Annotated in this window: 14 protein-coding genes and 4 pseudogenes; 5 read left to right on the top strand and 13 right to left on the bottom strand. The window is 70.4% G+C overall.

The window, feature by feature from the left end; genetic code table 11:
• Positions 1–41 precede the first annotated feature (41 nt).
• From ACFU53_RS05075 to ACFU53_RS05060, 4 genes and pseudogenes are all read right to left on the bottom strand, one after another.
• Positions 42–1841 (bottom strand): enoyl-CoA hydratase-related protein, encoded by a 1800-nt coding sequence (locus tag ACFU53_RS05075; protein WP_383986151.1) that lies wholly within the window; start codon positions 1839–1841, stop codon positions 42–44.
• A 192-nt stretch (positions 1842–2033) separates the two neighbouring features.
• Entirely contained in the window at positions 2034–2291 is a 258-nt protein-coding gene (locus ACFU53_RS05070) for a hypothetical protein (RefSeq protein WP_371573163.1), read from the bottom strand.
• Complete coding sequence (locus ACFU53_RS05065) at positions 2278–2589, bottom strand: DUF6400 family protein (RefSeq protein WP_383986149.1); 312 nt, start codon at positions 2587–2589, stop codon at positions 2278–2280. The genes ACFU53_RS05070 and ACFU53_RS05065 overlap by 14 nt, the downstream gene beginning before the upstream one ends.
• A 418-nt stretch (positions 2590–3007) precedes the next feature.
• Positions 3008–3237 (bottom strand): annotated as a pseudogene (locus ACFU53_RS05060) (SWIM zinc finger domain-containing protein); the annotation flags it as partial.
• 813 nt (positions 3238–4050) lie between these two features.
• On the opposite strand from ACFU53_RS05060, the gene ACFU53_RS05055 reads away from it, so the two are divergent.
• On the top strand, positions 4051–4890 hold the full coding sequence (locus tag ACFU53_RS05055) for an IS5 family transposase (RefSeq protein ID WP_383986147.1): 840 nt from the start codon (positions 4051–4053) through the stop codon (positions 4888–4890).
• Here ACFU53_RS05055 and ACFU53_RS05050 read toward each other — a convergent pair.
• From ACFU53_RS05050 to ACFU53_RS05040, 3 genes and pseudogenes are all read right to left on the bottom strand, one after another.
• Positions 4847–5146 (bottom strand): annotated as a pseudogene (locus ACFU53_RS05050) (hypothetical protein); the annotation flags it as partial. The gene ACFU53_RS05055 and the pseudogene ACFU53_RS05050 sit on opposite strands and share 44 nt — an antisense overlap.
• A gap of 230 nt (positions 5147–5376) precedes the next feature.
• Positions 5377–6039 (bottom strand): annotated as a pseudogene (locus ACFU53_RS05045) (ISL3 family transposase); the annotation flags it as partial.
• A gap of 395 nt (positions 6040–6434) precedes the next feature.
• Positions 6435–7775: a ferric reductase-like transmembrane domain-containing protein gene (locus tag ACFU53_RS05040; RefSeq protein ID WP_383986145.1), complete on the bottom strand. Its 1341-nt coding sequence runs from the start codon at positions 7773–7775 to the stop codon at positions 6435–6437.
• 215 nt (positions 7776–7990) lie between these two features.
• Here ACFU53_RS05040 and ACFU53_RS05035 point away from each other — a divergent pair.
• Positions 7991–8152: pseudogene (locus tag ACFU53_RS05035) on the top strand (IS4 family transposase); the annotation flags it as partial.
• A 520-nt stretch (positions 8153–8672) separates the two neighbouring features.
• Positions 8673–8954: a hypothetical protein gene (locus ACFU53_RS05030; protein WP_383986144.1), complete on the top strand. Its 282-nt coding sequence runs from the start codon at positions 8673–8675 to the stop codon at positions 8952–8954.
• A 746-nt stretch (positions 8955–9700) separates the two neighbouring features.
• On the opposite strand, the gene ACFU53_RS05025 is transcribed toward ACFU53_RS05030, so the two are convergent.
• Positions 9701–11587, bottom strand: a complete 1887-nt coding sequence (locus tag ACFU53_RS05025) for an NAD-binding protein (protein WP_383986142.1) — start codon at positions 11585–11587, stop codon at positions 9701–9703.
• Between the two features lie 330 nt (positions 11588–11917).
• Between ACFU53_RS05025 and ACFU53_RS05020 the strand changes: the two genes are divergently transcribed.
• Positions 11918–13942, top strand: coding sequence for a flavin monoamine oxidase family protein (locus ACFU53_RS05020; RefSeq protein ID WP_383986140.1), 2025 nt, complete (start codon positions 11918–11920; stop codon positions 13940–13942).
• Between the two features lie 64 nt (positions 13943–14006).
• Here ACFU53_RS05020 and ACFU53_RS05015 read toward each other — a convergent pair whose 3' ends face one another.
• Entirely contained in the window at positions 14007–14369 is a 363-nt protein-coding gene (locus ACFU53_RS05015; RefSeq protein WP_383986216.1) for an RICIN domain-containing protein, read from the bottom strand.
• A 55-nt stretch (positions 14370–14424) separates the two neighbouring features.
• On the opposite strand from ACFU53_RS05015, the gene ACFU53_RS05010 reads away from it, so the two are divergent.
• A complete protein-coding gene (locus ACFU53_RS05010; RefSeq protein WP_383986138.1) occupies positions 14425–14601 on the top strand; it encodes a hypothetical protein in 177 nt (58 codons plus the stop codon).
• Positions 14602–14695: 94 nt separating this feature from the next.
• Here the strand turns inward: ACFU53_RS05010 and ACFU53_RS05005 are convergent, their stop codons facing one another.
• Genes ACFU53_RS05005 through ACFU53_RS04990 form a run of 4 tightly spaced genes read right to left on the bottom strand, consistent with a single transcriptional unit; the run spans position 14696 to position 20889 of the window.
• Complete coding sequence (locus ACFU53_RS05005) at positions 14696–17104, bottom strand: serine dehydratase beta chain (RefSeq protein WP_383986136.1); 2409 nt, start codon at positions 17102–17104, stop codon at positions 14696–14698.
• The gene (locus ACFU53_RS05000) at positions 17104–17712 is read right to left on the bottom strand and encodes a sarcosine oxidase subunit gamma (protein ID WP_383986134.1); all 609 of its coding nucleotides are present in this window, start codon (positions 17710–17712) and stop codon (positions 17104–17106) included. The genes ACFU53_RS05005 and ACFU53_RS05000 overlap by 1 nt, the downstream gene beginning before the upstream one ends.
• On the bottom strand, positions 17705–20596 hold the full coding sequence (locus ACFU53_RS04995) for a sarcosine oxidase subunit alpha family protein (protein WP_383986132.1): 2892 nt from the start codon (positions 20594–20596) through the stop codon (positions 17705–17707). The genes ACFU53_RS05000 and ACFU53_RS04995 overlap by 8 nt, the downstream gene beginning before the upstream one ends.
• Positions 20593–20889, bottom strand: a complete 297-nt coding sequence (locus ACFU53_RS04990; RefSeq protein ID WP_383986130.1) for a sarcosine oxidase subunit delta — start codon at positions 20887–20889, stop codon at positions 20593–20595. The genes ACFU53_RS04995 and ACFU53_RS04990 overlap by 4 nt, the downstream gene beginning before the upstream one ends.
• Between the last annotated feature and the right edge of the window lies 1 nt (position 20890).

Below are 20890 nucleotides of genomic sequence, written 5' to 3'. Positions count from 1 at the left end.
AGGGATGAAAGCCTATATTTCGACCGTCGCCCTTCTTCGTATCAGTCGTTCGGCCGTGACGAGACGCCATCGAGGGCCGTTCCGGTGACAGCGGCGGCAGAGGGGATCGGACCGGTTCGCGCAACCGCGGCAGGAGCCAGGTGCGGCGGGGTGCACCATGGCCGCACCTTGTGGACGAAGGAACGACGCAGAGCGTGGTACGGGGCTTCCGGGTCGTCGAAGGTCCGTCGCATCCGGGCCAGCTCCTGTGCACGGAAGCCGGCCAGCGGGGTCGCGCTCTCCAGCCGGTCCAGCTCCGACTTCTTCGCGGTGATGCGTGTCGCCGTCGCCGGAAGGGACGCCAGACGCGCCACCAGGCCACCGACCTCCCGCGCGAACGCGTCAGGACCGCAGTCGACCACTCGGTCGACGAGCCCGAGGCGCAGTGCGCTCGCCGAGCTGACGGGCAGAGCCTCACGCATGAGTCGTTCGGCGGTCGCGGGACCCACCCTGCGCGGCAGCGTGTGCGTCCAGTACTCCGAGCCGTACAGGCCCATCAGACGGTAGTGAGGGTTCAGCACGGCGCCCGAGCGGCACCACACCTCGTCGGCCGCCAGGGCGAGCATCACCCCACCCGCCGCGGCGTTGCCCGCGACCGCCGAGACCACCAGCCGGTCCGTCGTCGTCAGGACCGCCTCGACCAGATCGTCGATGGCGTCGATGTTCGCCCAGGACTCGGCAGCGGGGTCGTCGGCCGCCTCGATGACGTTGAGGTGGATCCCGTTGGAGAAGAAGTCCCGTTCGCCGCCCAGCACCAGCACCGACGTGGGCCGCGCGCACGCTTCCCGGTAGGCGCCCAGCAGACGCCGGCACTGCTCCGTGCTCATGGCGCCGCCGGGGAAGGAGAACGAGAGGAAGCCCACGTTCCCGTCCTCCCGGTAGCGGATGTCCGCCCAGGTACGGTGCCGCACCTCGGGCAACACGGGCAGGGCGTGCTCGGGCAGCGGCGACAGCCGGTCGCCCAGCGCCCGCACGGCAGGCAGTTTGAACGTGGGCGGCTGCCCCGGCCCGCGCCGGGGCCGTAGCTCGGGGATCCACACGGCGCCGTCCGTGGTGGCCCGGCAGACCGCCCCGGCCCTGGTGGCCAGCAGTTCGCCCGGGCGTCCGCGCAACACGCTCTCGGGGTGACCGCCGTGCAGGTACCACTCACCGCCGAGCAGCACGTCCAGCACACCGGGCTGCGAGTCCGCAGCTCTCAGCTTGCGCAGGACGTCCTGTGTGGAGTCCTCGGCCCAGTCGATCCGCCGGACGCTCTGGTCGAGGTACGGGCGCCGGCCCGGGCCGGCGTCGGCGTCGGCGTCGGCGTCGGCCGTGCGTGCCGCGTCCTGCTTGCGTGGTACGTAGGTGCCCCCGGCGAAGCGCTCCACCGCGAGCATGACGGCCTCGATCGCGGCGTCGGCGATCTCGCCCCGGTACAGCTCGCTCTTGGACACCTGGGGAATCCGACACGGTACGGAGGCCCACACGTCACCGGCGTCCATCTCCCCGTCGGCCTGCAGGACGGTGACGCCCCACTGGTCGACGCCCTCGTGAATCGCCCAGTCCAGGGAGGACGGTCCGCGATCGCCCACGGGCCCAGGATGGACGACGAGGCATGTGTGCGCCGTCCACACCTCCTCGGGAATCGCCGTCTTCAGCATCGGCGCCACGATGAGCTGTGGTGCGTGCCGCCGCACGGCGTCCGGCAACGAGCCGCCCGGCAGGGCGAGTTCCACCGCCACGCTGTGGCCGTGGTCGCGCAGCTCGGCGTGGGCCCGCTGGGTGAGGCTGTTGAACACGCTGGCTAGGAGCAGGATGTGCACGGCTGCCTCCGGCGGACGAACGGCAGGCAGGGATGACCGCCGACCGAGATCCTCGGCCACGGCGGTCTGCCGTCCCCGACGACAGACGGTGAGGTCATCCGAAAGCAGGTGCCGATCCGCCGTCCGGCGTCACCGGCCATCGCCCGCGGCGGCACCGCCGGCCCGGCTCACCGGGTCAGCCGCTGTGGACGATCACCGTCGTCGCAGACCGCTGGTGATGCGCTCCCACGGGGAGCGGGTGGCACCGAAATGGGTCTCGTGGGTCCAGATGTGGGTGCACGACCGGCACTGCAGGTGGAGCAGGCTGCCGACGTTGGAGAGCAGATAGCGCCAGTGCTCGGAACAGGTACGACCCTGCTCGCAGGTGGCGCACCCGCGACGGTCGTCGCAGTTCGGGCAGGCCACCCAGGCGCGACGCCCGACATCGGCCTGTGGGTCAAGCGGCAGCATCGCCACCACCTCTCAGCGGTAGGACACCGGCCGAGACCAGCTCGTCGTACACACGCTGCTGCTCCGCGTCGAGGCCGGAATACAGCAGGTCGTACGCCGCTTCCTCGCCGCGCAGTGCGGCGACGGGGTCCCAGTCGGAGCCGAGAGCGGCCAGGACATGAGCGCGCCGGAGCAGTTCGTGTGAGCTCAGGTCGACGCCGAAATCGACCATGGGGAGGGCGTCAGGTCGGTCCGCCGCAGGCCTCTCTGCGGCGGGTTCGTCCGGTTCGCCGGGGAGGGCGCGGCCATGGTGGGACATGCGACCGAACGTAGGTAAGCGTTCCTCGCCCCGGCAAGAGCAGGTGGGGGAAGTCACAGCGGACCCGCGACCCGGGGCACCCGGAGACGGACCCCACATCGGCCGGTGGGGGGGTGGGCGCGTCCCCGCCGCTCGGCGCGGCCGCACCTCGCCGCTACGGTCTCGCCCGGCGTCCGCCTGTCCGAGGGCCTCCAACCCGCGCCGGTGCCCGCGGCTCCGCATCCTGCGCCAGGCCTTGTCGTCCACACCCTGACTCATAGACCGATTTCGTCCATGCGGCACACCAGGCTCCGCTTGCCTTTCTGGGTGGTGCGCAGAGCGGTGATGTACGTGCTGCACTCATCGGGTGTGCCCAGACGGTGGTGGCAGTCGCGAATGCTCTGCAGCAGGCCGACCAGCTGCGCGTAGACCCTGTTGTGCAGAAGTTGCCTTCCAGACCGTAGGGACAGTCGCACTCGCCCGACAGTCCGCCAGGCCCGTCCGGCGTCAGCTCGACCTCGTACCGTTCCGTGCCAAGACGATGGCGGCGACCCAGCCGTCGTCGATCTCGATCCCGGACACCGCGTCGAGGTATCCGAGCCCTCGCTCGAATGGACGCCCGCCGGACAGACTCTTCAGGTTCGCCTCGGTGAGACCGCCCGTGGTCACTCGGTCGTGCTCCGGCCGTGCACTTGATGTGGCGTCAGCGTAGGAGGACTCCGCTGAGTCTGTCTCGATCTCGGGGTTCTGCTGGGCGCGGGTGTTGGGCGTCATACGTTCGGAAACCGGAAGCAAAAGCTGTGTACCCGCCCTGTTCCCCCGAGGGCTTCCGACAGCTCACCCGTTCTGCAGCGTAGAAAGAAGCCGCACGCGGTGGACGTCGAGACCGGCCGGCCACACGCCAGGTGTCTCGCACCGGCGACCATGTGGCCGCGGCGCGGGACCGGACGGCTGCCCACTGCTGGGCGCGGACGCCGTGCGGGCACGTCCGCGGCGGAGCAGGCAGGTGGCGTGCGCGGCCGGGTGAGTGCTGCGGCCATGGCCGCAGGCCTTCCGCCCCGACTCCCTCGCTCAGAGGTTGTTGTCGTTCCGATCTTGAGGGGTGTGGACCGAACGGGAGTTTCGATCGGGTGAGCTAGCCTGTCCGCCGTGGACCACGCCCCCGAGCCGCTGAACTGCCCTGACTGCGGGCGCGTGATGAAGAGCCTGGGCCTTGTCCTGTCTCTCCGCGATGAGGACAAGCAGCGTGTGTGCCGACACGCCTGGAGGTGCCCGGAGGGTCACACCTGGTGGCACTGGGCGGATCGGCCGGCTGAGCCCCTGGATGTCTGCCCCTACCCCCAGCTGTTCCGGCGATGACGGCGACCTGCTGTCGCCTGCCCGCGGCCTGCGGCTCACGAGCTCGGTGGCTGTCGCCGGCCCGATCCTGATCGGTATCGGTCGGCCGGAGTCTCAATCGGGTGACTGCGGCGGCCGGCGCGCATGAGAACAGGGCCTCTTGGTAGCTCAAAGGGTGTCTACGCCAAAAAGCTGTCCAGGAGGCCCTGTTGTCGCAGTTCTACGACATCATGTGGGTGGAGTCCACTTCGACCACGGGGAGGGCAGCCGGAGGCGTACTGCCACCGGGCGATACTCGATGCGATCCGCTACCTGGTCGACAATGGCATCAAGTGGCGGGCGATGCCCGCCGACTTCCCGCCATGGGACCGGGTCTACGCGTTCTTTCGCCGCTGGCGTGACCACGGCCTGGTCAAGGAGTTCCACTACCGGCTGCGCGCCAGGCTCCGCGAGAGGCTGGGGCGCGACGCGGAGCCGTCGGCCGGGGTGATCGACTCGCAGTCCGTCAAGGCGGACGCCGTCGTCGGCTCCGACAGCCGCGGCTTCGACGGCGGCAAGCTGATCAACGGGCGCAAGCGGCACGTCGTGGTCGACACCCTCGGCCTGCTGCTGGGCGTGATGGTCACAGCCACGGATGTCGGCGACCGGACCGCCGCCCAGGTGCTGCTGCAGCAAGTCGCCGACGCGCACCACCAGTTGGAGCTGGTCTGGGCCGACGGCGGCTACACCGGCAGCCTCGTCGAGTACTGCCTGGCCACGCTCACACTGGTGCTGTCGATCGTCAAACGCAGCGACGACATGCGTGGCTTCGTGGTGCTGCCCAAGCGGTGGATCGTGGAGCGGTTCTTCGCCCACCTGATGCGCACCCGCCGCCTGGCACGCGACTACGAGCGGCGCACCACCAGCGCCGAGGCGATGGTCTACTGGTCGATGACCCTGCTCATGACCCGCCACCTGGCCCGGCCACGCCCGCAGCCAGCGTGAACCGGCCTGGCTGCTGCTCGGCCAGCCAGCCGCGCGCGACCAGGCGCTTCGCCTTCGACCGCAGCGCCTCCACCCGTGCCGGCACCACGTCCATGCCGAACAAGGCGGCCATCTCCTGGCAGGTCAGCGGCCCTTGACGGAGCCGGGACCGGTCCGCGAGCGCCTGCAGGATGCGCTGGTAGTCCACCGACAGCACCGACCAGGCCAGCCCCTCACGCCACATCGGAACCTGTGACTTCGTCTTCGCTGCCTCCGGCACCTGCGGCGTCTTTCCCGCACTGTCCGGCGGTCCTGGCCGAGCTCCCGGGCCACGGCGCTGTAGCTCCGGCCGGATGCGGTCAGGGTGTGGACGGCCTGGAACAGTCTCCTGGCGTGCTGCCCGGCTCGTGTGTCCGCTGCGGCGTCCTCGGTGGTTGCCTCGACCGGTGCTGGATCGGCGTCTTCGGCCGGCGGGAGGGCTGCGGGCAGGCAGCCCCTGTGGGCGGCAGCGATGTCCTGAACGCGACGTGACAGCCCCTGCCACAGGTGGAAGCGGTCGCTGACCTGCATGGCCTCGGGGGCGCCGGCGGTGATGCCCTGCCGGTAGGTCAGCGAGCCGTCGCGGCAGACGATCTCGACGCCGGGATGCTCACGAAGCCAGCGGCTGAGCTGTTCTGCGTCCCGTCCCTCCCAGAGCGTCAGGGGCAGACGGGTCGTGGCATCGACCAGGAGGGTTGCGTAGGTGTCGCGGTAGAGGGCGAAGTCGTCCACGCCCAGCACCCGCGGAGTGATCAGGGGCGGCAGCGGCATCCGCATCAGCTGCGACAGGACGGTGCACCGCGACAGCCTGACGTTCAGGACCCGCAGCATCCGGGCCCCACCCCGGCCCGTCAGCAGCACCCCCGCCGCCTCAACCACCCGCTGCAGCAGCGGCGTGCGGCGTTGATAACGCACGGTCAAACCCGGTACCTGCTCGGCGAACGTCACCTTTCCGCAAGCGGTGTTCTCGCAGTACAGACGGCGCACGCTCAGCTCGATCAGCACGGCACGGTCGCCCAGCGACGCATCACCGAGCCGTCTGACGTATCGGCTGTGACACCACCCGCTCGGCGTCCCGCAGCCCGTACACGGCGCGGGAGCAAGCGACCGCGTACGCGCACGGACAACCACCACAGGTCCAGAGCCGTCGACCGAAAGAACCGACACGCCCGCCAAGTGCGGTGACAGGTAAGGCAGTTCAACAGAGCACACCCAAAGGCTGCCCGCTACGCGGACCGGCCGACCACAGCACCCAGATGATCTCCGCCTACGAAAATCTTGCCAGAGCCACTTTCGCGAGTACGCCGACAACGGCCAACTCGGCCTGGATGCGGTCGGCTTCCTCCCGCAGCTCGGCAACACGACGGCGAGCACCCAGCTCACGCTGTTCCAACAGCCCAACCACCGACGGCATCCACGACCTCCCGGGCAGCGACAGCACGATAGGCCACAACTCCCACGGGATCGCCAACCCTATGCCCGACCAGCAGAAACGCAGTCCTCAAGTCCGGAAAGACAACAACTCCTCAGGCCAGGCCGAACCTCTCGGCGTGCACTTGCCGGCGGGGAACTTTCAGGCCGCGTAGGCCACTGAGCACGGCCGAGGTCATCGCGGGCGGGCCGCAGACGTACACGTCGCGCTCGGTGATGTCGGGGACCAGCGCACGGAGACCCTCCGGCTCGAACGGCGGCCTCCCCTCCCCCCTGTGGCCGGTCAGCAGGTGCAGCCGCCCGCCGCGCGCCGCGACCAGTGCACGTACCTCGTCGACCAGCACGGCGTCCCTCTCGCTGCGCACCCGGTAGAGCACGACGACGTCCCCGGCCGGTTCCTCCTCCAGCAGGGCTCGGACGGGCGTGATCCCCACCCCGCCGGCGATCAGCAGGGTGCCGGGCCGTGTGCGATGCAGTGAGGTGAACGCCCCGTACGGCCCCTCGACGAACGCGCGGGTCCCGACCGGGACGTGCCGCAGGCCGGCGCTGGTGCTGCCGACCGCCTTGGCCGTCAGGCGCAACGCATGGCCGTCGGGTGCCGCCGACAGCGAGAACGGATTCGCCAGCCACCAGTGGTTGTGCCCGGGGAACCGCCAGATACAGAACTGGCCGGCCCGGGCCGGCAGTCTGTCGAGGTGGCGGCCGGTGATGTGGACCGACACCACGTCGTCCGACTCCGGCACCACCGCCACGACCCGGAACCGGTGATAGAGGTTCCGCCACACCGGCACGATGACGCGCCCCGTCACCAGGGCACCGAACGCGAACAGCCACAGTGCCCACCAGTAGACCTTGGCCGGCGCGGACGAGTTGAACGTGGTGGTCTCCAACAGTTGGTGCACGAACGCCAGCCCCAACGCCAGGTACAGCAACAGGTGCAGACCGTGCCAGGTCTCGTACCGCAACCGCCGCCGCACCTGACGGACGGAGACCGCGGCGACCACGACGAGGAACGCCGCGGCCCACATGCCCAGCAGCGAGGCCGGCACGCCGCCCAGCGCGAGGAACGTCTTCATCATCGACGCGTCGTCGAGTCTTGCGTACCCGAGCACCACCAGCACGGCGTGGGTGAGGACCGTCCACAACAGAGTGAAGCCGACGCACCGGTGCCACACCGTCAGCCGGTCCATGCCGATGCGGCGGTCCAGCCACGACAGCCGGGCCACCAACAACAGCTGGAACAGCATCAGCACGGCGGCGTGCAGCCCGAAGAACTTGGCGACCGTGAGCACGCTGTTCTTGCCGGTGCCGGCGGTGAAGAACAGACCCTCGACGATCACCAGGTTGACGAGGACAAACGTCCACAGCGCCAAGCGCGCCGCAACGACCGGAGGTACGGTGCCTCGCGGCACGGCTGGTGAACCTGTCGCCCCCATTGCTCCCCCTCATGGGCAAGGCTACGGAACTCTCCCGAAAACGGTTGTGCCCGCTGCGCGTTCGACGGCGGCGCGGGTCAGCTTCACGGATCGAGGCCGGAACGTGCGGCTGAGCACGCGCGCGATCGTCGAAACGGCCCGCACCGACGGCCGACGTCACCGGACACGCGCGCTGGAAGGGCTACCCGAGGAAGGGTTGTTTCACGCTCCAACGCGCCGCGACCCTGGTCCGGCTCTATCACGAACGCTGGGAAATCGAATCGGCCTTCTACACGCTGCGGCACACACTCGCCGACGGGCAAGTACTGCGCTCGGCAGACCCCACCGGTCTCGAACAGGAAGTATGGGCACAGCTCACGCTCTACCAAGTGGTGCGACCACCGTGGTGGACGCGGTGGAGTACGAACTCCGCACCCCACCGGTAGCGTGAAACCGAGCGACTCGACTCCACCCAGCCCGGGCAATCCGGAGCCTCCGTCAGACCCGGAGCGATTCATACTTCAACTACAACCACTGGCTACCACGTCAGAGTCACGGGAAGTTTCGCCGCGCCCGGCAGCATGGCTGCCTGGACGGGGAAAGGGCCGGTGACGCCTGGTGGCTCAGCTGCGGTGTCCGGCACACTCCGGGGCCCGTCGGGGAGTACGGTTGCGGCATCGAGCGCACCTCGCACGCCGTCATCCGTTTCGGCGTCGCCCTCGGGGAACGGCAATGGCCGGACCACATCGGATCCGGCCAGAAAAGAGCCGCACCATGCCTCCTGACGCGTACCCTCGCGCCGGCTTCCATGTCCAGTTCCGCGCCCCGCGGTAGCGGAAATCTTCTGATTCCCGAGGTGTTCCCCGGCATTCCGGCACCTCGCGCACGCCCTGGACCGACCAAGAGGATGCAGGACATATGTATTCACAGGACGCGATCTCCGGCCGCCGCCGCGGCCGCCCCGAACCGACCGCCGAGATGATCTCCGGGCTGGCCTGTCTCATCTGCGGCGCTGACTACCGGAGCACCCCGGACGCGGAAGCCGTGGTGGTTTCCCACCGCGACGACAAGCAACAGCTCGCCTGCCACGGGACGTGCGCACGGCTGGTGAGCGGGTCGGTCTCCGGTCTGAACGAGACGCCCCTCCCGATGGCCGAGCGCCTGCGCAGGCACCAGGCCGATCCACCGGACGGGGCCTGACCGAGACTGCTCAGGCGCACCCGACGGTCGGCATTGTCGATGTCCGTGTCCGCCGAACCCCGTGCGTCTCCATCCCCCGCCGGGCTCGCGTGATCATTGTGCGGCTCAGGCCCCGGCTCTCGACCTGGGCCGGGGTGTCCCTGCTCGTCGGCTGTCCCGACTTCCCGCTCTGGAACGGGTGTCCGGGCCTGTTCGCCGGCCTGGTGACCGGCAATCCCGTTGTCGTGGCCCCCCATCCGCGTCACTGCCGCTGGCGATCACGCTGCGGGTCGCGCGGCAGGTGCCGGCGGAGGCCGGTCACGACCTGAACGTGGTGACGCTGGCGGTGGCCGAACCGGAGCGGCGGGTGCACCGACGGCCGGCCACGCCCCGGCGGTGCGCATCGTCGACTTCACCGGCTCCGCACAGACAGGGCCGCCCTGGCTCACGCGCAGGAGGCCAAGATCCATGATGCCGTGGAAAGAAATGGCCGTGGCCAGCCGAATTCCTCCCCGTCAGGGCTGACTGGATCAAGGTCAGGCACACAGAACCGTTGGGGAGGTTGTGGCCGCAGATCCAGCACGGACGCCGACGAGGCGGTGATAGTGGCGCCCATTGCTGTCGGCCATGGGCGACCACTCCGCTACGCCTTGGGGACCGTCCACTCGATGGGGTCGACGTAGAAGGTGATGTTGCCTCGGTAGCAGGTGCCGGCTTCACGGCGGCCGAGTAGAGCACCGCTGGAGCCGAACGGAGCTGCGTCAGTCCTACGCGATCACGACCACCTCGTCGCGATCGGTCCAGCACCGTCGCTCGTTCTTGTCCGGGTTGATACGCACTCCGTGGTCGGGAACGGCCGTGGCCCGGTCGTGGCGGCGGTAGCCGATGGCACATTCGCCCCGCTGCTGCGCCGCCGCGACGACCGTGGCGAAGGACGCCTCGCAGCCGGGCAGGATGTACGACGCCGCCGGTCGCAGGTGGACCTGACTGCCGGTGAGGGAGAACAGTTCCTCGAACACGGCGGCCAGGTGCCGGTTCTGGGAGATCTGAGCCATCAGCAAGCCGATGAGTTTTCCACTGATGATCACGTCGGCTCCGGGGCTGATGGGCGCGAGCGTCCGGTTGCGGTCGTCGGTCATCTCGGTGACCACCGGCAGCTCCCGTCCGGTCTCCTGCTCCAGCAGGTGCAGAACGAGGAGCGTGACGAGGGTCCGGTTGTCGGCCTCGTCGGGCTGCTGTCCCGGGACGGGGTCCGGGCCGAGCACGACGACGCTGTCGTACGAGTCGATCTCCAGGCACCGAAGTGTCTCCGGCCGGGTGATGTCTCCAGGCCGGAACGTGATGGTCAGCCGGGGTGCGAAGTGTGTACCGATGTCCCGGACCTGCTCGGCCGTCACCTCCTTCCGGTCCGCCACCACGGCAATGACCGAGCCGTGCGCGGCGTACTGGCCCAACTGGTCGACTATGAGCGAGGCCCGCCGGTTCCAGCCGAGGATCAGGAGCCGTTCGGGCCGGGCGATCGCCGGCTGCCAGGGCGTCATCACCGACTCGTCGACCAGCCCGGAGCAGTCGCTGAGCCGCGCGGTGTCGTCGTCCCGGGTGATGACGATCAGCCGGTCGCCGGGGCCGATCAGGGTCTGCGGCGGCGGGTTGAGCAAGGGCCTGCCGTCGCGCAGCAGGCCGACCACGCTGGAGGTGGCGTAGGCCAGCAGCGTGTCGCCGAAGGAGCGGCTGATCAGGGCCGGGTCGAAGGCGAGGTAGAACTCGTCTCCGGCGAAGTCCAGGAGGTCGCGGTACACCAGGGAGAGTCCGGGACGGCGGGCGGACTGGACGATCAGCCGGGCGGTGATCGCGTCGCTCTCCAGGACGATGCCGCGCGTTCCCGCGGCGAGGGAGGCGGCCAGCCGGTACCGGTCGTCTCTGACGGCGGCGACGACGGGCGGGCCTTCCTCCTCGCCGAGCGCGGACCGCAGCGCCAGCAGCGTCTTGACCACTTCCGGGTCTGCTGACGGATCGTCATGGGGCAGCACCAACACAGCGCTGGCCGCGCCCGGGTTGGTCAGGGCGAGCAGGGCGGGGTCGGTGGGGGGACCACTACGGCAGATCAGCCGGGTACGGCCGGTGGTCCCCACCTTGCTCCTGAGGGCCTCCTCCATGCTGGTCTTGTTCCGGTCCGCCAGTACGGCCACCGCGCCATACCGCTGGTTGGCGTTGGCGGCCACCAGTTCGCTCACCACCGTGAACACCTGCTCGGACCAACCCAGCACCACCGAGTGCCCCTGCTCGATGACGGTGGAGCGACCCCGCCGCAGTGCGGTGAGCCGCTCAGTGAGTCCGGTGGTGATCAGACCGACGAGGGTGGAGACGTACACCAGGGCGACCAGGGCGAGCAGTACCGACAACAGCACGCGCAGGAGTGGGCCTGTCGCCCCGCCGAGCCGCAGTGTCTCACCGGTCAGACGCCAGATCTCTACCAGCCTCCCCGAGCGGGACGCGGGCGCATGTGGGTCCGTCCACACCAGCACGGCGCTCGCCGGGAAGACGATTACGAGGCAGCCCAGGGCCAGCCAGCCGACGAGCGCGGAGGTGCCGCGTGTCAAGGTGGTGTCGAACCAGTAGCGTGCCCTGCCTTTGAGTGAAGCCCTTCGTCCCACGCCTGCCCCCTGTTCCGCCGAGGTTCCGGCGGCGGCAGCCGTGCCGCTCCGGTTTGCCCCGCTGCTCCCCCACCGACCGCGCACGGCCACACGGCCACACGGCCACGGACGTGTGCCGACGAGGCGGCCGTGACACGCGGAAGTGTGCCTACGAGGCGGCCGCGACACGCGGATCACCGTCTGTCTTTCATCCCTTCGGGGACCTCACCGAAGGCGCCGCTCCGCGGACGTCCGGCTGGGCGTCAGCGGTTTGACCTCGGCATCGCTCGTTCGGGGCAACGCCGCGGCGCAGGTGGGCGGGTCGGGTCGGCCGACCGGTACAAGTGCGTCATGACTGAAGATCACGAGGCCGTCGTGGCAGGTTCAGGCCTGTCCAGGCGCAGCTTCACAACGGCGGCGGGAACGGCTGCGGCGGCCACGGCTCTGACCAGTGGCACGCCTGCCGCGGCGATGCCCCTACAGGCCGTACAGGCCGTACAGGCCGTCCCGGCCGCACCGGCGCCCACCCGGGGCGCGGACTTCGACAGGTGCCTGGCTGTGGCCCGGGCCCTGTTGGTCGTGGACGACCACGACCGCCCCTTGGTCCCACGCTACGAGCGCGTACTCAAGGACGGACTGCCCGCTCAGCGGACGGCCACGCCCAAGAAGGTCCTCGTCGTCGGGGCCGGCCCGGCCGGTCTGGTGACGGCGTTACTGCTGAAGCGGGCGGGCCACCACGTGACCGTTCTCGAGGCGAACGGCAACCGGGCGGGCGGACGCATCAAGACCTTCCGCCGCGGCGGTCACGAACGGGCGGCTCAGCCCTTCGCCGACCCTCGCCAGTACGCCGAGGCGGGCGCAATGCGCCTGCCCTCCAGCCACCCGCTGGTGATGGGTCTGATCGACCAACTGGACCTGAAGAAGCGGCGTTTCCACTACGTTGACGTCGACGGTGACGGTCGGCCCGCCAACCGCACCTGGATTTACGTCAACGGCATCCGGATGCGGCGTGTCGACTACGCCCGCGCGCCCCGCCGCATCAACCGGTCGTTCGGCGTGCCGCGCGCCCGCTGGGACACTCCCGCCGGGGCCATCCTTCGGTCGGTGCTGGATCCGGTGCGCGACGAGTTCAGCACCGTGGACGCCGGCGGCAAGCGGGTCGACAAGCCGCTGCCGGAACGGGTGCGGGGCTGGGCCAGGGTCATCCAGCGGTTCGGCGACTGGTCGATGTTCCGCTTCCTGACCGAGCACGCCGGGCTGGACGAGCGCACTGTCGACCTGATCGGCACCCTGGAGAACCTCACGTCACGCCTGCCCCTGTCGTTCATCCACAGCTTCATCGGCTCCTCCCTCATCAGCCCCGACACCGCCTTCTGGGAGCTGGAGGGCGGCACGGCGGTGCTGCCGGACGCGCTGCTGGCGCAGGTGCGCGACACGGTCCGGTTCGACCGCCGGGTCACCCGCGTCGAGTACCACGATCCCGACCGTCCCTCCTCCGACACCCGGCACGTCGGCCGCAAGGGCCCTCAGGTGTGGGTGGACACGGTCTCCGAGGGGCGCGACGGCCCGGTGGTGCGCGAGCAGTTCACCGCGGACGCCGCCGTGGTCACCGTGCCCTTCTCCGGTCTACGGCACGTACAGATCAGCCCCCTGATGTCGTACCGAAAGCGCCGCGCGGTCGCGGAACTGCACTATGACAGCGCCACGAAGGTGCTACTGGAGTTCAGCCGCCGTTGGTGGGAGTTCACGGAGGCCGACTGGAAGCGCGAGCTGGGGCGGATCGACCCGAAGCTGTACGACTCCTACCGCACCGGCCGCACACCCGTCGACGGCAGCCTCCTCGGCGCTCATCCCTCCGTGCCGGCCGGCCACATCACCACGGGCCAACGCACCCACTACGCCGCCAACCGTGCCGTCTCCCGCGACCAGCCCCAGGCCGCACACGTCGTGGGCGGCGGCTCGGTGTCGGACAGCGCCAACCGGTTCATGTACCACCCCTCCCACCCGGTGCCCGGCAGCTCCGGCGGAGTGGTGCTGGCCTCCTACAGCTGGGCGGACGACGCACTCCGCTGGGACTCCCTGGACGACGAGGCCCGCTACCCGCACGCCCTGTGCGGACTGCAGCAGGTCTACGGCCAGCGCGTAGAGGTCTTCTACACCGGCGCCGGACGCACCCAGAGTTGGCTGCGCGACCCCTACGCCTACGGAGAGGCGTCCGTACTGCTCCCCGGCCAGCACACCGAGTTGCTGCCCTCCATTCCCGTGCCCGAAGGCCCGATGCACTTCGCGGGTGACCACACCTCTCTCAAGCCGGCCTGGATCGAGGGCGCCCTGGAGTCGGCGGTCCGCGCCGCACTGGAGGTCCACACCTCGTGAGCTGATCGACGGCCCACCCAAGGGCTCGCGGAAGATCGATCTGTTGTTCCCGCGCCCGGTTCGTTCACGCCGTAGCGGGACCCCTGACACGACTCATGATCAGTCGGCCCGCTGTCCTTCGACTTGGGCAGCGGGCCTTCAGCTGGCCACCGCGTAACCCGCTGCCTTGGGCCTGTGCGGCTCGTTGGCTGGTCGGCGAGCGGGGAGACGGCCCATTCGTGGTCGAGGGTGCCGTTGTCGTCCCACTGCAGGATCCGGGCGCCGTGGCGGTGGACCGGTTCTCCACACCCAGTACCTTGCCACTGGCCACGTTGAAGATCTTGAAGAACCCGGACGACTGCTGCACGAACCGCCACTGCTGGTCGGTGGCGTTGGTCGTGGTCCGCTGGGTCGCGCCCGCACCATTGGCGGTGGAGCCGCCGGCGATGGTGAGCCTCAGGTCGCTGTTCGCGTTGGACAGGATGTAGGTGGCACCGTCGGAGATGCCGCCGCCCAGGTCGACGACGCTGTACGTGACCGCGTTGACGCCGCTGCTTCGCCCGCGTCAAGGAGCCGACGTACCGGCCAAGGGCATGGAACTCCTCACCGGCACGCCGGTCGAGGGCACCGCCACTGTCCCACTGGGTGGTGGCGTCGCCGTCATCCGCGAACCACGCTGACCTAGGCGGGGGACCGACTCCGTAGGTGTGAGCGTGCTTCCATGCCCGCCCGTCGGCCGGCCGGCCCACCACGGAGACTCGGCGGGACACGGTCTTAACCTGTGGGCGCGATCGTCCGAGCCAGGAACGGTGCGGTCGCGCTCCTCTCCGCCCCAGCCACTTCGGCCGGCGTTCCCGCCACCACGATCCGCCCGCCCGCGTCGCCGCCGCCCGGGCCCAGGTCGATCACCCAGTCGGCGCCGGCGACCACGGCCATGTCGTGTTCGACGACCACCACGGTGTGCCCGGCGTCGACGAGGCCGTGCAGCTGGCGCATCAGTACCTCCACGTCGGCCGGGTGGAGGCCGGTTGTGGGCTCGTCGAGGACGTACAGGGTGTGGCTGCGGCGTCCGTGCCGCAGTTCGCCGGCGAGTTTGATGCGCTGGGCCTCGCCGCCGGACAGCTCGGTCGCGGGCTGCCCGAGGTGCAGATAGCCGAGGCCCACGTCGTGCAGGGTGCCGAGGCTGCGCGCAGCGGCCGGGGTGCCCGCGAAGAACTCCGCCGCCGCCTCGACCGTCAGGTCCAACACCTGAGCGATGGTGTGTCCCCGGTAGGTCACCTCCAGCGTCTGAGGGTTGTAGCGGGAGCCGCCGCATTCCGGGCAGGGCGCGTACGTGCTCGGCAGGAACAGCAGCTCCACGCTCACGAAGCCCTCGCCCTGGCAGGTCTCGCAGCGCCCGCCCGCCACGTTGAAGGAGAACCGCCCGGCACCGTAACCGCGCTCGCGCGCCTCGTCAGTGGCCGCGAACACCTTGCGGACGACGTCGAAGAGGCCGGTGTACGTCGCCAGGTTCGAGCGCGGGGTGCGGCCGATGGGCTTCTGGTCGACCGACACCAGCCGTCCCACGCCCGCCAGATCCTCACGGAGCTCACCGATGAGCGTGGACTTCCCGGATCCGGACACCCCGGTGACCGCGGTGAACACGCCCAGCGGGAATTCGGCCGTGACTCCGCGCAGGTTGTGCCGGGTCACCGGCCCGACCTTCAACTGTCCCCGGGGGGAACGGCCGTGACGGGCCGGCGCGGGCGACCGGCCGAAGAGGAAGCGGGCCGTCGCCGACTCCGTGACCGAGGCCAGCTCCGCCACCGGCCCACTGTGCAGCACCCTCCCGCCGTGCTCGCCGGCGAGCGGGCCCACGTCCACCAACCAGTCGGCGCCACGCATCACGTCGAGGTGGTGCTCCACCACGAACACCGAGTTGCCCGAGGTCTTCAGCCGGTCCAGCATGGTGAGCAGGGCCTCGGTGTCCGCCGGGTGCAGCCCCGCGGACGGCTCGTCGAGGACGTACACCACACCGAACAGCCCGGATCGCAACTGCGTGGCCAGGCGTAGCCGTTGCAGCTCCCCCGCCGACAGGGTGGGCGTCGCACGGTCCAGGCTGAGGTAGCCGAGACCCAGTTCGAGGATCGGCTCGATACGGGACCTGAGGTCGTCGGTGAGGACATGGGCCGTCCGAGAGGTGCTCGCCGGCAGGTCGGCCAGCTCCGCCAACGGCAGCGCGGCCAGTTCGGCGATCGTCCGGCCCGAGAAGGTCACCGCCAGTGCCTCGGGCCGCAGCCTGCTCCCACCGCACGCCGGGCAGTGCTCGCTCTGCAGGAAGCGTTCCGCCTTCGCCCGTAGGGCCGCGCTCTTGGTGTCGGCGAACGTCTTCATCACATACCGGCGGGCGCTCATGTACGTGCCCTGGTACGGCCGTTGGATGCGGTGGGCCTCCCGCACCGAATGCACCGTCACGACCGGCTGCTCGTCCGTGAACAGGATCCACTCCCGCTGTTCGGCAGGTAGTTCGCGCCAGGGCCGGTCCACGTCGTATCCGAGCGCGTCGAGGATGTCGCGCAGATTCTTGCCCTGCCACGCACCGGGCCACGCGGCGATGGCACCCGCACGGATGGACAGTGAGGCGTCCGGGACCAGTGATTCCTCGGTCGTATGGTGCACCCGGCCCAGCCCGTGGCACTCCGGGCACGCCCCGGCCGCCGTGTTCGGGGAGAAGGCGTCCGAGTCGAGGCGCTCCGCGCCGGGCGGGTAGTCGCCCGCGCGGGAGAAGAGCATGCGCAGGGAATTGGACAGGTTCGTGAGCGTCCCGACCGACGAGCGGGACGTGGGCGCGGCGCGCCGCTGCTGCAGGTCGGTATCGCTGTCGAAGCCGATCCGGTGCTTGCCCGCCAGGAGCAACGTGCGGCTTTCGCGTACCTGCGCGAACCGGCCGTCGGCCCGGTCGGTGTCCACGGTGGCGGGATCTTCGTCCTCCAGCCCGAGCACGACCGCCTTGTCCGAGCCATGGCCGTGGCCGGTCGCGCCGAGCGAGCCGAACAGTTCGGCCCGCACTCGGCTGACGGACGGCAGCAGGCCCTCCTCCTCCAGGAGCCCGACGAAACGTCGGGCCGCGCGCATCGGCCCCACCGTGTGGGAGGAGGAGGGGCCGATGCCGACCGAGTACAGGTCGAACGCGCTCAACGCCATCAGGGAGTCTCCGGGCCGTGGTACTCGCTCATCGCGTCGATGAGCCAGCGGGCCAGGTAGTCGGCGAACGAGGAGCGCGGGAGGAGCCGGTACGTCGGCGTGTCGTCGACCTGCCAGAGCAGTACGGCGACGGGTCCCACCGTGGTCGACAGGGCCTGGCCGGGTTCGAAGGCCCGGGGGTGGAGGTCCAACGGGCAGCCCTTTTCCAGCACGTCCCGGGCGGCCGGGCCGCTCAGCTCCAGCGTGGTGCGGTTCGCAGAGACGTCCACGACGGAGCCCGGGTCTTCGGCGAGTGCCTCCCGCACCTCGGCGACCACAGCGGTCGCGTCGGCCTGGGACAGCACGAGCCACTCGTCGGGGCCGAGCCAGAGGATGGTGTGGGGTCCGGACGTGGAGGTGAGGCCGCACTTCGGAGGGAGCGGCGCCCCCAGGGCCTTCTCGATACGGTCGGCCGCTTCGGACGCGGGGTCGACGCGCACGTTCACCATGGTGATGAACGGCCACTCGGTCAGCGTGACGCCGCGGGCGCCGGTGACGGCGGCGGCGCGCATCCGTTCCTCCAGATGCGCCACGGGGCTCGTCCGCAGTGCGGCGATCGGCTCAGCCATCTCGCTTGGTCCCTTCGGGGTCGTAGAGGACGAAGTCGGCCACCTCGACGGGCACGAGGTCCTCGCCCACGGGGGCGAGCAGGGTCTCGCCGATCCTGGCCCGCCCGTCGGCGACGAGGGCGAGGGCGAAGGGGCGGCCGAGGGCCGGGCTGTGGTAGCTGGAGGTGACGTGGCCGAGCATCGGCACCGGCCCGGCCTCGGGGGTGACGGGTACGTCCGGCGCGACGAGCTGGGTGCCCTCGGGCAGCCGGGTCGTGCGGTCGGCGGGCAGCAGTCCGACCAGCTGCTTGCGGTCGGCGCGGGAGGTGTCGGCGCGGGAGTAGGACCGCTTGCCGACGAACTCCTTCTGCTTCGAGACCACCCAGGACATACCCGCGTCCTGTGGGGTGACGGTGCCGTCGGTGTCCTGGCCGACGATGATGTACCCCTTCTCGGCGCGCAGCACGTGCATGGTCTCTGTGCCGTACGGGGTGATGCCGTACGGCTGCCCGGCCGCGTACGCCTGCTCCCAGACGGTCAGGCCGTACCACGCGGAGACGTTGATCTCGTAGGCGAGTTCGCCGGAGAAGGAGATCCGGCAGATGCGGGCCGGGATGCCGGAGGCCAGGGTGGTCTCGCGGAAGGCCATGAAGGGGAAGGCTTCGGCGGACAGGTCGACGTCGGGCGCGAGCTGGGCCACGACCTCGCGCGACTTGGGGCCGACGACCGCGATCGTCGACCACTGCTCGGTCACCGAGGTGCAGTGGACGTCGAGTTCGGGCCACTCGGTCTGCGACCACTCCTCCAGCCAGTCCAGGACGCCGGCGGCGCCACCGGTGGTGGTGGTCATGAAGAAACGGCCCTCGTCGAGGCGCAGTGTCACGCCGTCGTCGAAGATCATGCCGTCGGGCTTGCACATCACGCCGTAGCGAGCCATGCCGGGCTTGAGCTTCTTGAAGGCGTTGGTGTAGATGCGGTTGAGGAACTCGCCCGCGTCCGCGCCCCAGATCTCGATCTTGCCGAGGGTGGAGGCGTCCATGATCGCGACGCCCTCGCGGGCCGCGCGGCACTCACGGGCCACGGCGGTGTCCATGTCCTCACCGGGCAGGGGGAAGTACCAGGGGCGCTTCCACTGCCCGACGTCCTCGAACTCCGCGCCGTGTGCCACATGCCAGCTGTGGATGGACGTGGTGCGCTCGGGGTCGAACAGCTCGCCCCGCTCACGACCGGCCAGGGCGGCGAAGCCCACCGGTGTGTAGGGCGCCCGGTAGGCCGTGGTGCCGATGTCCCCGGGAGACGCGCCCGCGCCGAGTGCCTCGGCGATCACGCCGATCGCGTTGACGCCGGACGTCTTGCCCTGGTCGTTGGCCGTGCCCAGCGAGGTGTACCGCTTGACGTGCTCGACGCCGCGCATGCCCGCGCCGGTGGACCGCCATACGTCGGCGACGCTGACGTCGCGCTGCAGGTCGACGAAGTGGGTGTCCCAGCTGCTGGGTTCACCGTCGGGGCCGGGCACGAGCCAGAGGGCGCGCACCTCAGGACGTGCGCCCTTGTACGAAGCCGTGGGCACAGGCACCGGGAAGCCGGCGTCCGTCGCGGCCAGCGCTCCGGCCCGCGCCCCTTCGGCCAGGCAGCCGTCGAGGCCGTACGTCCCACGGGCCGCACCCACGACCTGCTGGTCCCGAACGGTGCCGTCTGGCACGAAGGCGACCAGGTCCTCGTCCCAGCGCAGCTTGCCCTGACGCTGGCTGTGCAGGTGCACCACCGGGCTCCAGCCGCCCGAGACGGCGAGCAGGTCGCAGTCGAAGGACTCGGGAGCACCGGTGAGTCGACCGCTCTCGTCGAGGGCCTGGACGGTGACGCCGGTCAGCCGGCCGTCCCCGTCGGTGTCGACCACCGCACTGCCCGTCAGGACCCGCACCCCGGTCGCCACGGCGACCTCGGCGGCCCGGTGGGACAGCTCGGGGCGCGCGTCCACGACGGCGGCGATGTCGATTCCGGCGGCGTGCAGGTCGGCGACCGTGTCATAGGCGCTGTCGTTGGTCGTGCTCACCACGGCTCGCGCACCCGGCGCCACGGCGTACTGGTTGAGGTACGAGCGCACGGCCGCGGCGAGCATCACGCCGGGGCGGTCGTTGCCGGCGAAGACCAGCGGACGCTCGTGCGCGCCGGTCGCCAGGACCACCTGGCGGGCCCGGATGTGCCACAGCCGCTGGCGCGAGACACCCGCGGAAGCGTCGGGGGCGTCGGCGCCGAGGTGGTCGGTGCGCCGCTGGAGGGCCAGCAGGTAGTTGTCGTCGTACGAGCCGAATGCCGTGGTGCGTTGCAGTACGACGACCTCGGGTGCGGCGTCGAGTGCCGCGCGGACCTCGGCGACCCACTCCAGGGCGCTCTGCGCGCCGACCCTCTCGGTGCTTCCGGAGAGCAGCGAACCACCGGGCTCGGGCTGGTCGTCGACGAGGATGACGCGGGCGCCGGAGCCCGCGGCAGCGGCGGCGGCCGCGAGCCCGGCCGGTCCGGCGCCGACGACCAGGACGTCGGTGTGCACGTACTTCTTGTCGTAGACGGCGGGGTCCGTGCCCGGATCGAGCCGCCCCATCCCGGACAGTGTCGTGGCGGACAGGCCGTCGTACAGCTCCGCCGTCGTCGCGGGCAGCATGCCCTCCGCGTACGAACCGTCCACCTGCAACAGGGCGTTCGGGTCCTCGACTCCCGCGGCGACGATGCCGCGCGGGCGGCCGCGGTAGAGCGACGGGGCGACCTCGACGAGGCCGTTCGCCAGCATCGCCGAGGCGACGGTGTCGCCGGGGTGCCCGGTCAGTTCCCGCCCGTCGACGGTGAACCGCAGCACGGCGTCGCGGTCGATGCGGCCCCCTTGCCGGAGCCGGAAGTGCTGGTCGGTCATCGGTTCCCTCCGGCCTGGGGCAGTTCGGGGCGGGGCTCGTCGAGCCGGTAGGAGGTCAGTACCTCGTGGGTGGCGGTGTCGCGCAGGACGTTGAACCAGCGGCGGCAGCCGATGCCGTGCATCCACCGCTCGGCGAAGGGGCCCTTGGGGTTGTCGCGGTAGAAGACGTACTCGGCCCACTGCTCGTCGGTGAGGTCCGCCTGGTTCTCGGGATAGGGGACGTGGGCCTGTCCTCCGTAGTGGTACTCGGTCTCGTTACGGGGACCGCACCATGGGCAGCTGATCAGCAGCACG

It is taken from the genome of Streptomyces sp. NPDC057474, assembly GCF_042802555.1.
In the GTDB taxonomy this organism is placed as follows: Bacteria; Actinomycetota; Actinomycetes; order Streptomycetales; family Streptomycetaceae; genus Streptomyces.
This window is presented reverse-complemented; position numbering and strand designations above follow the sequence as displayed.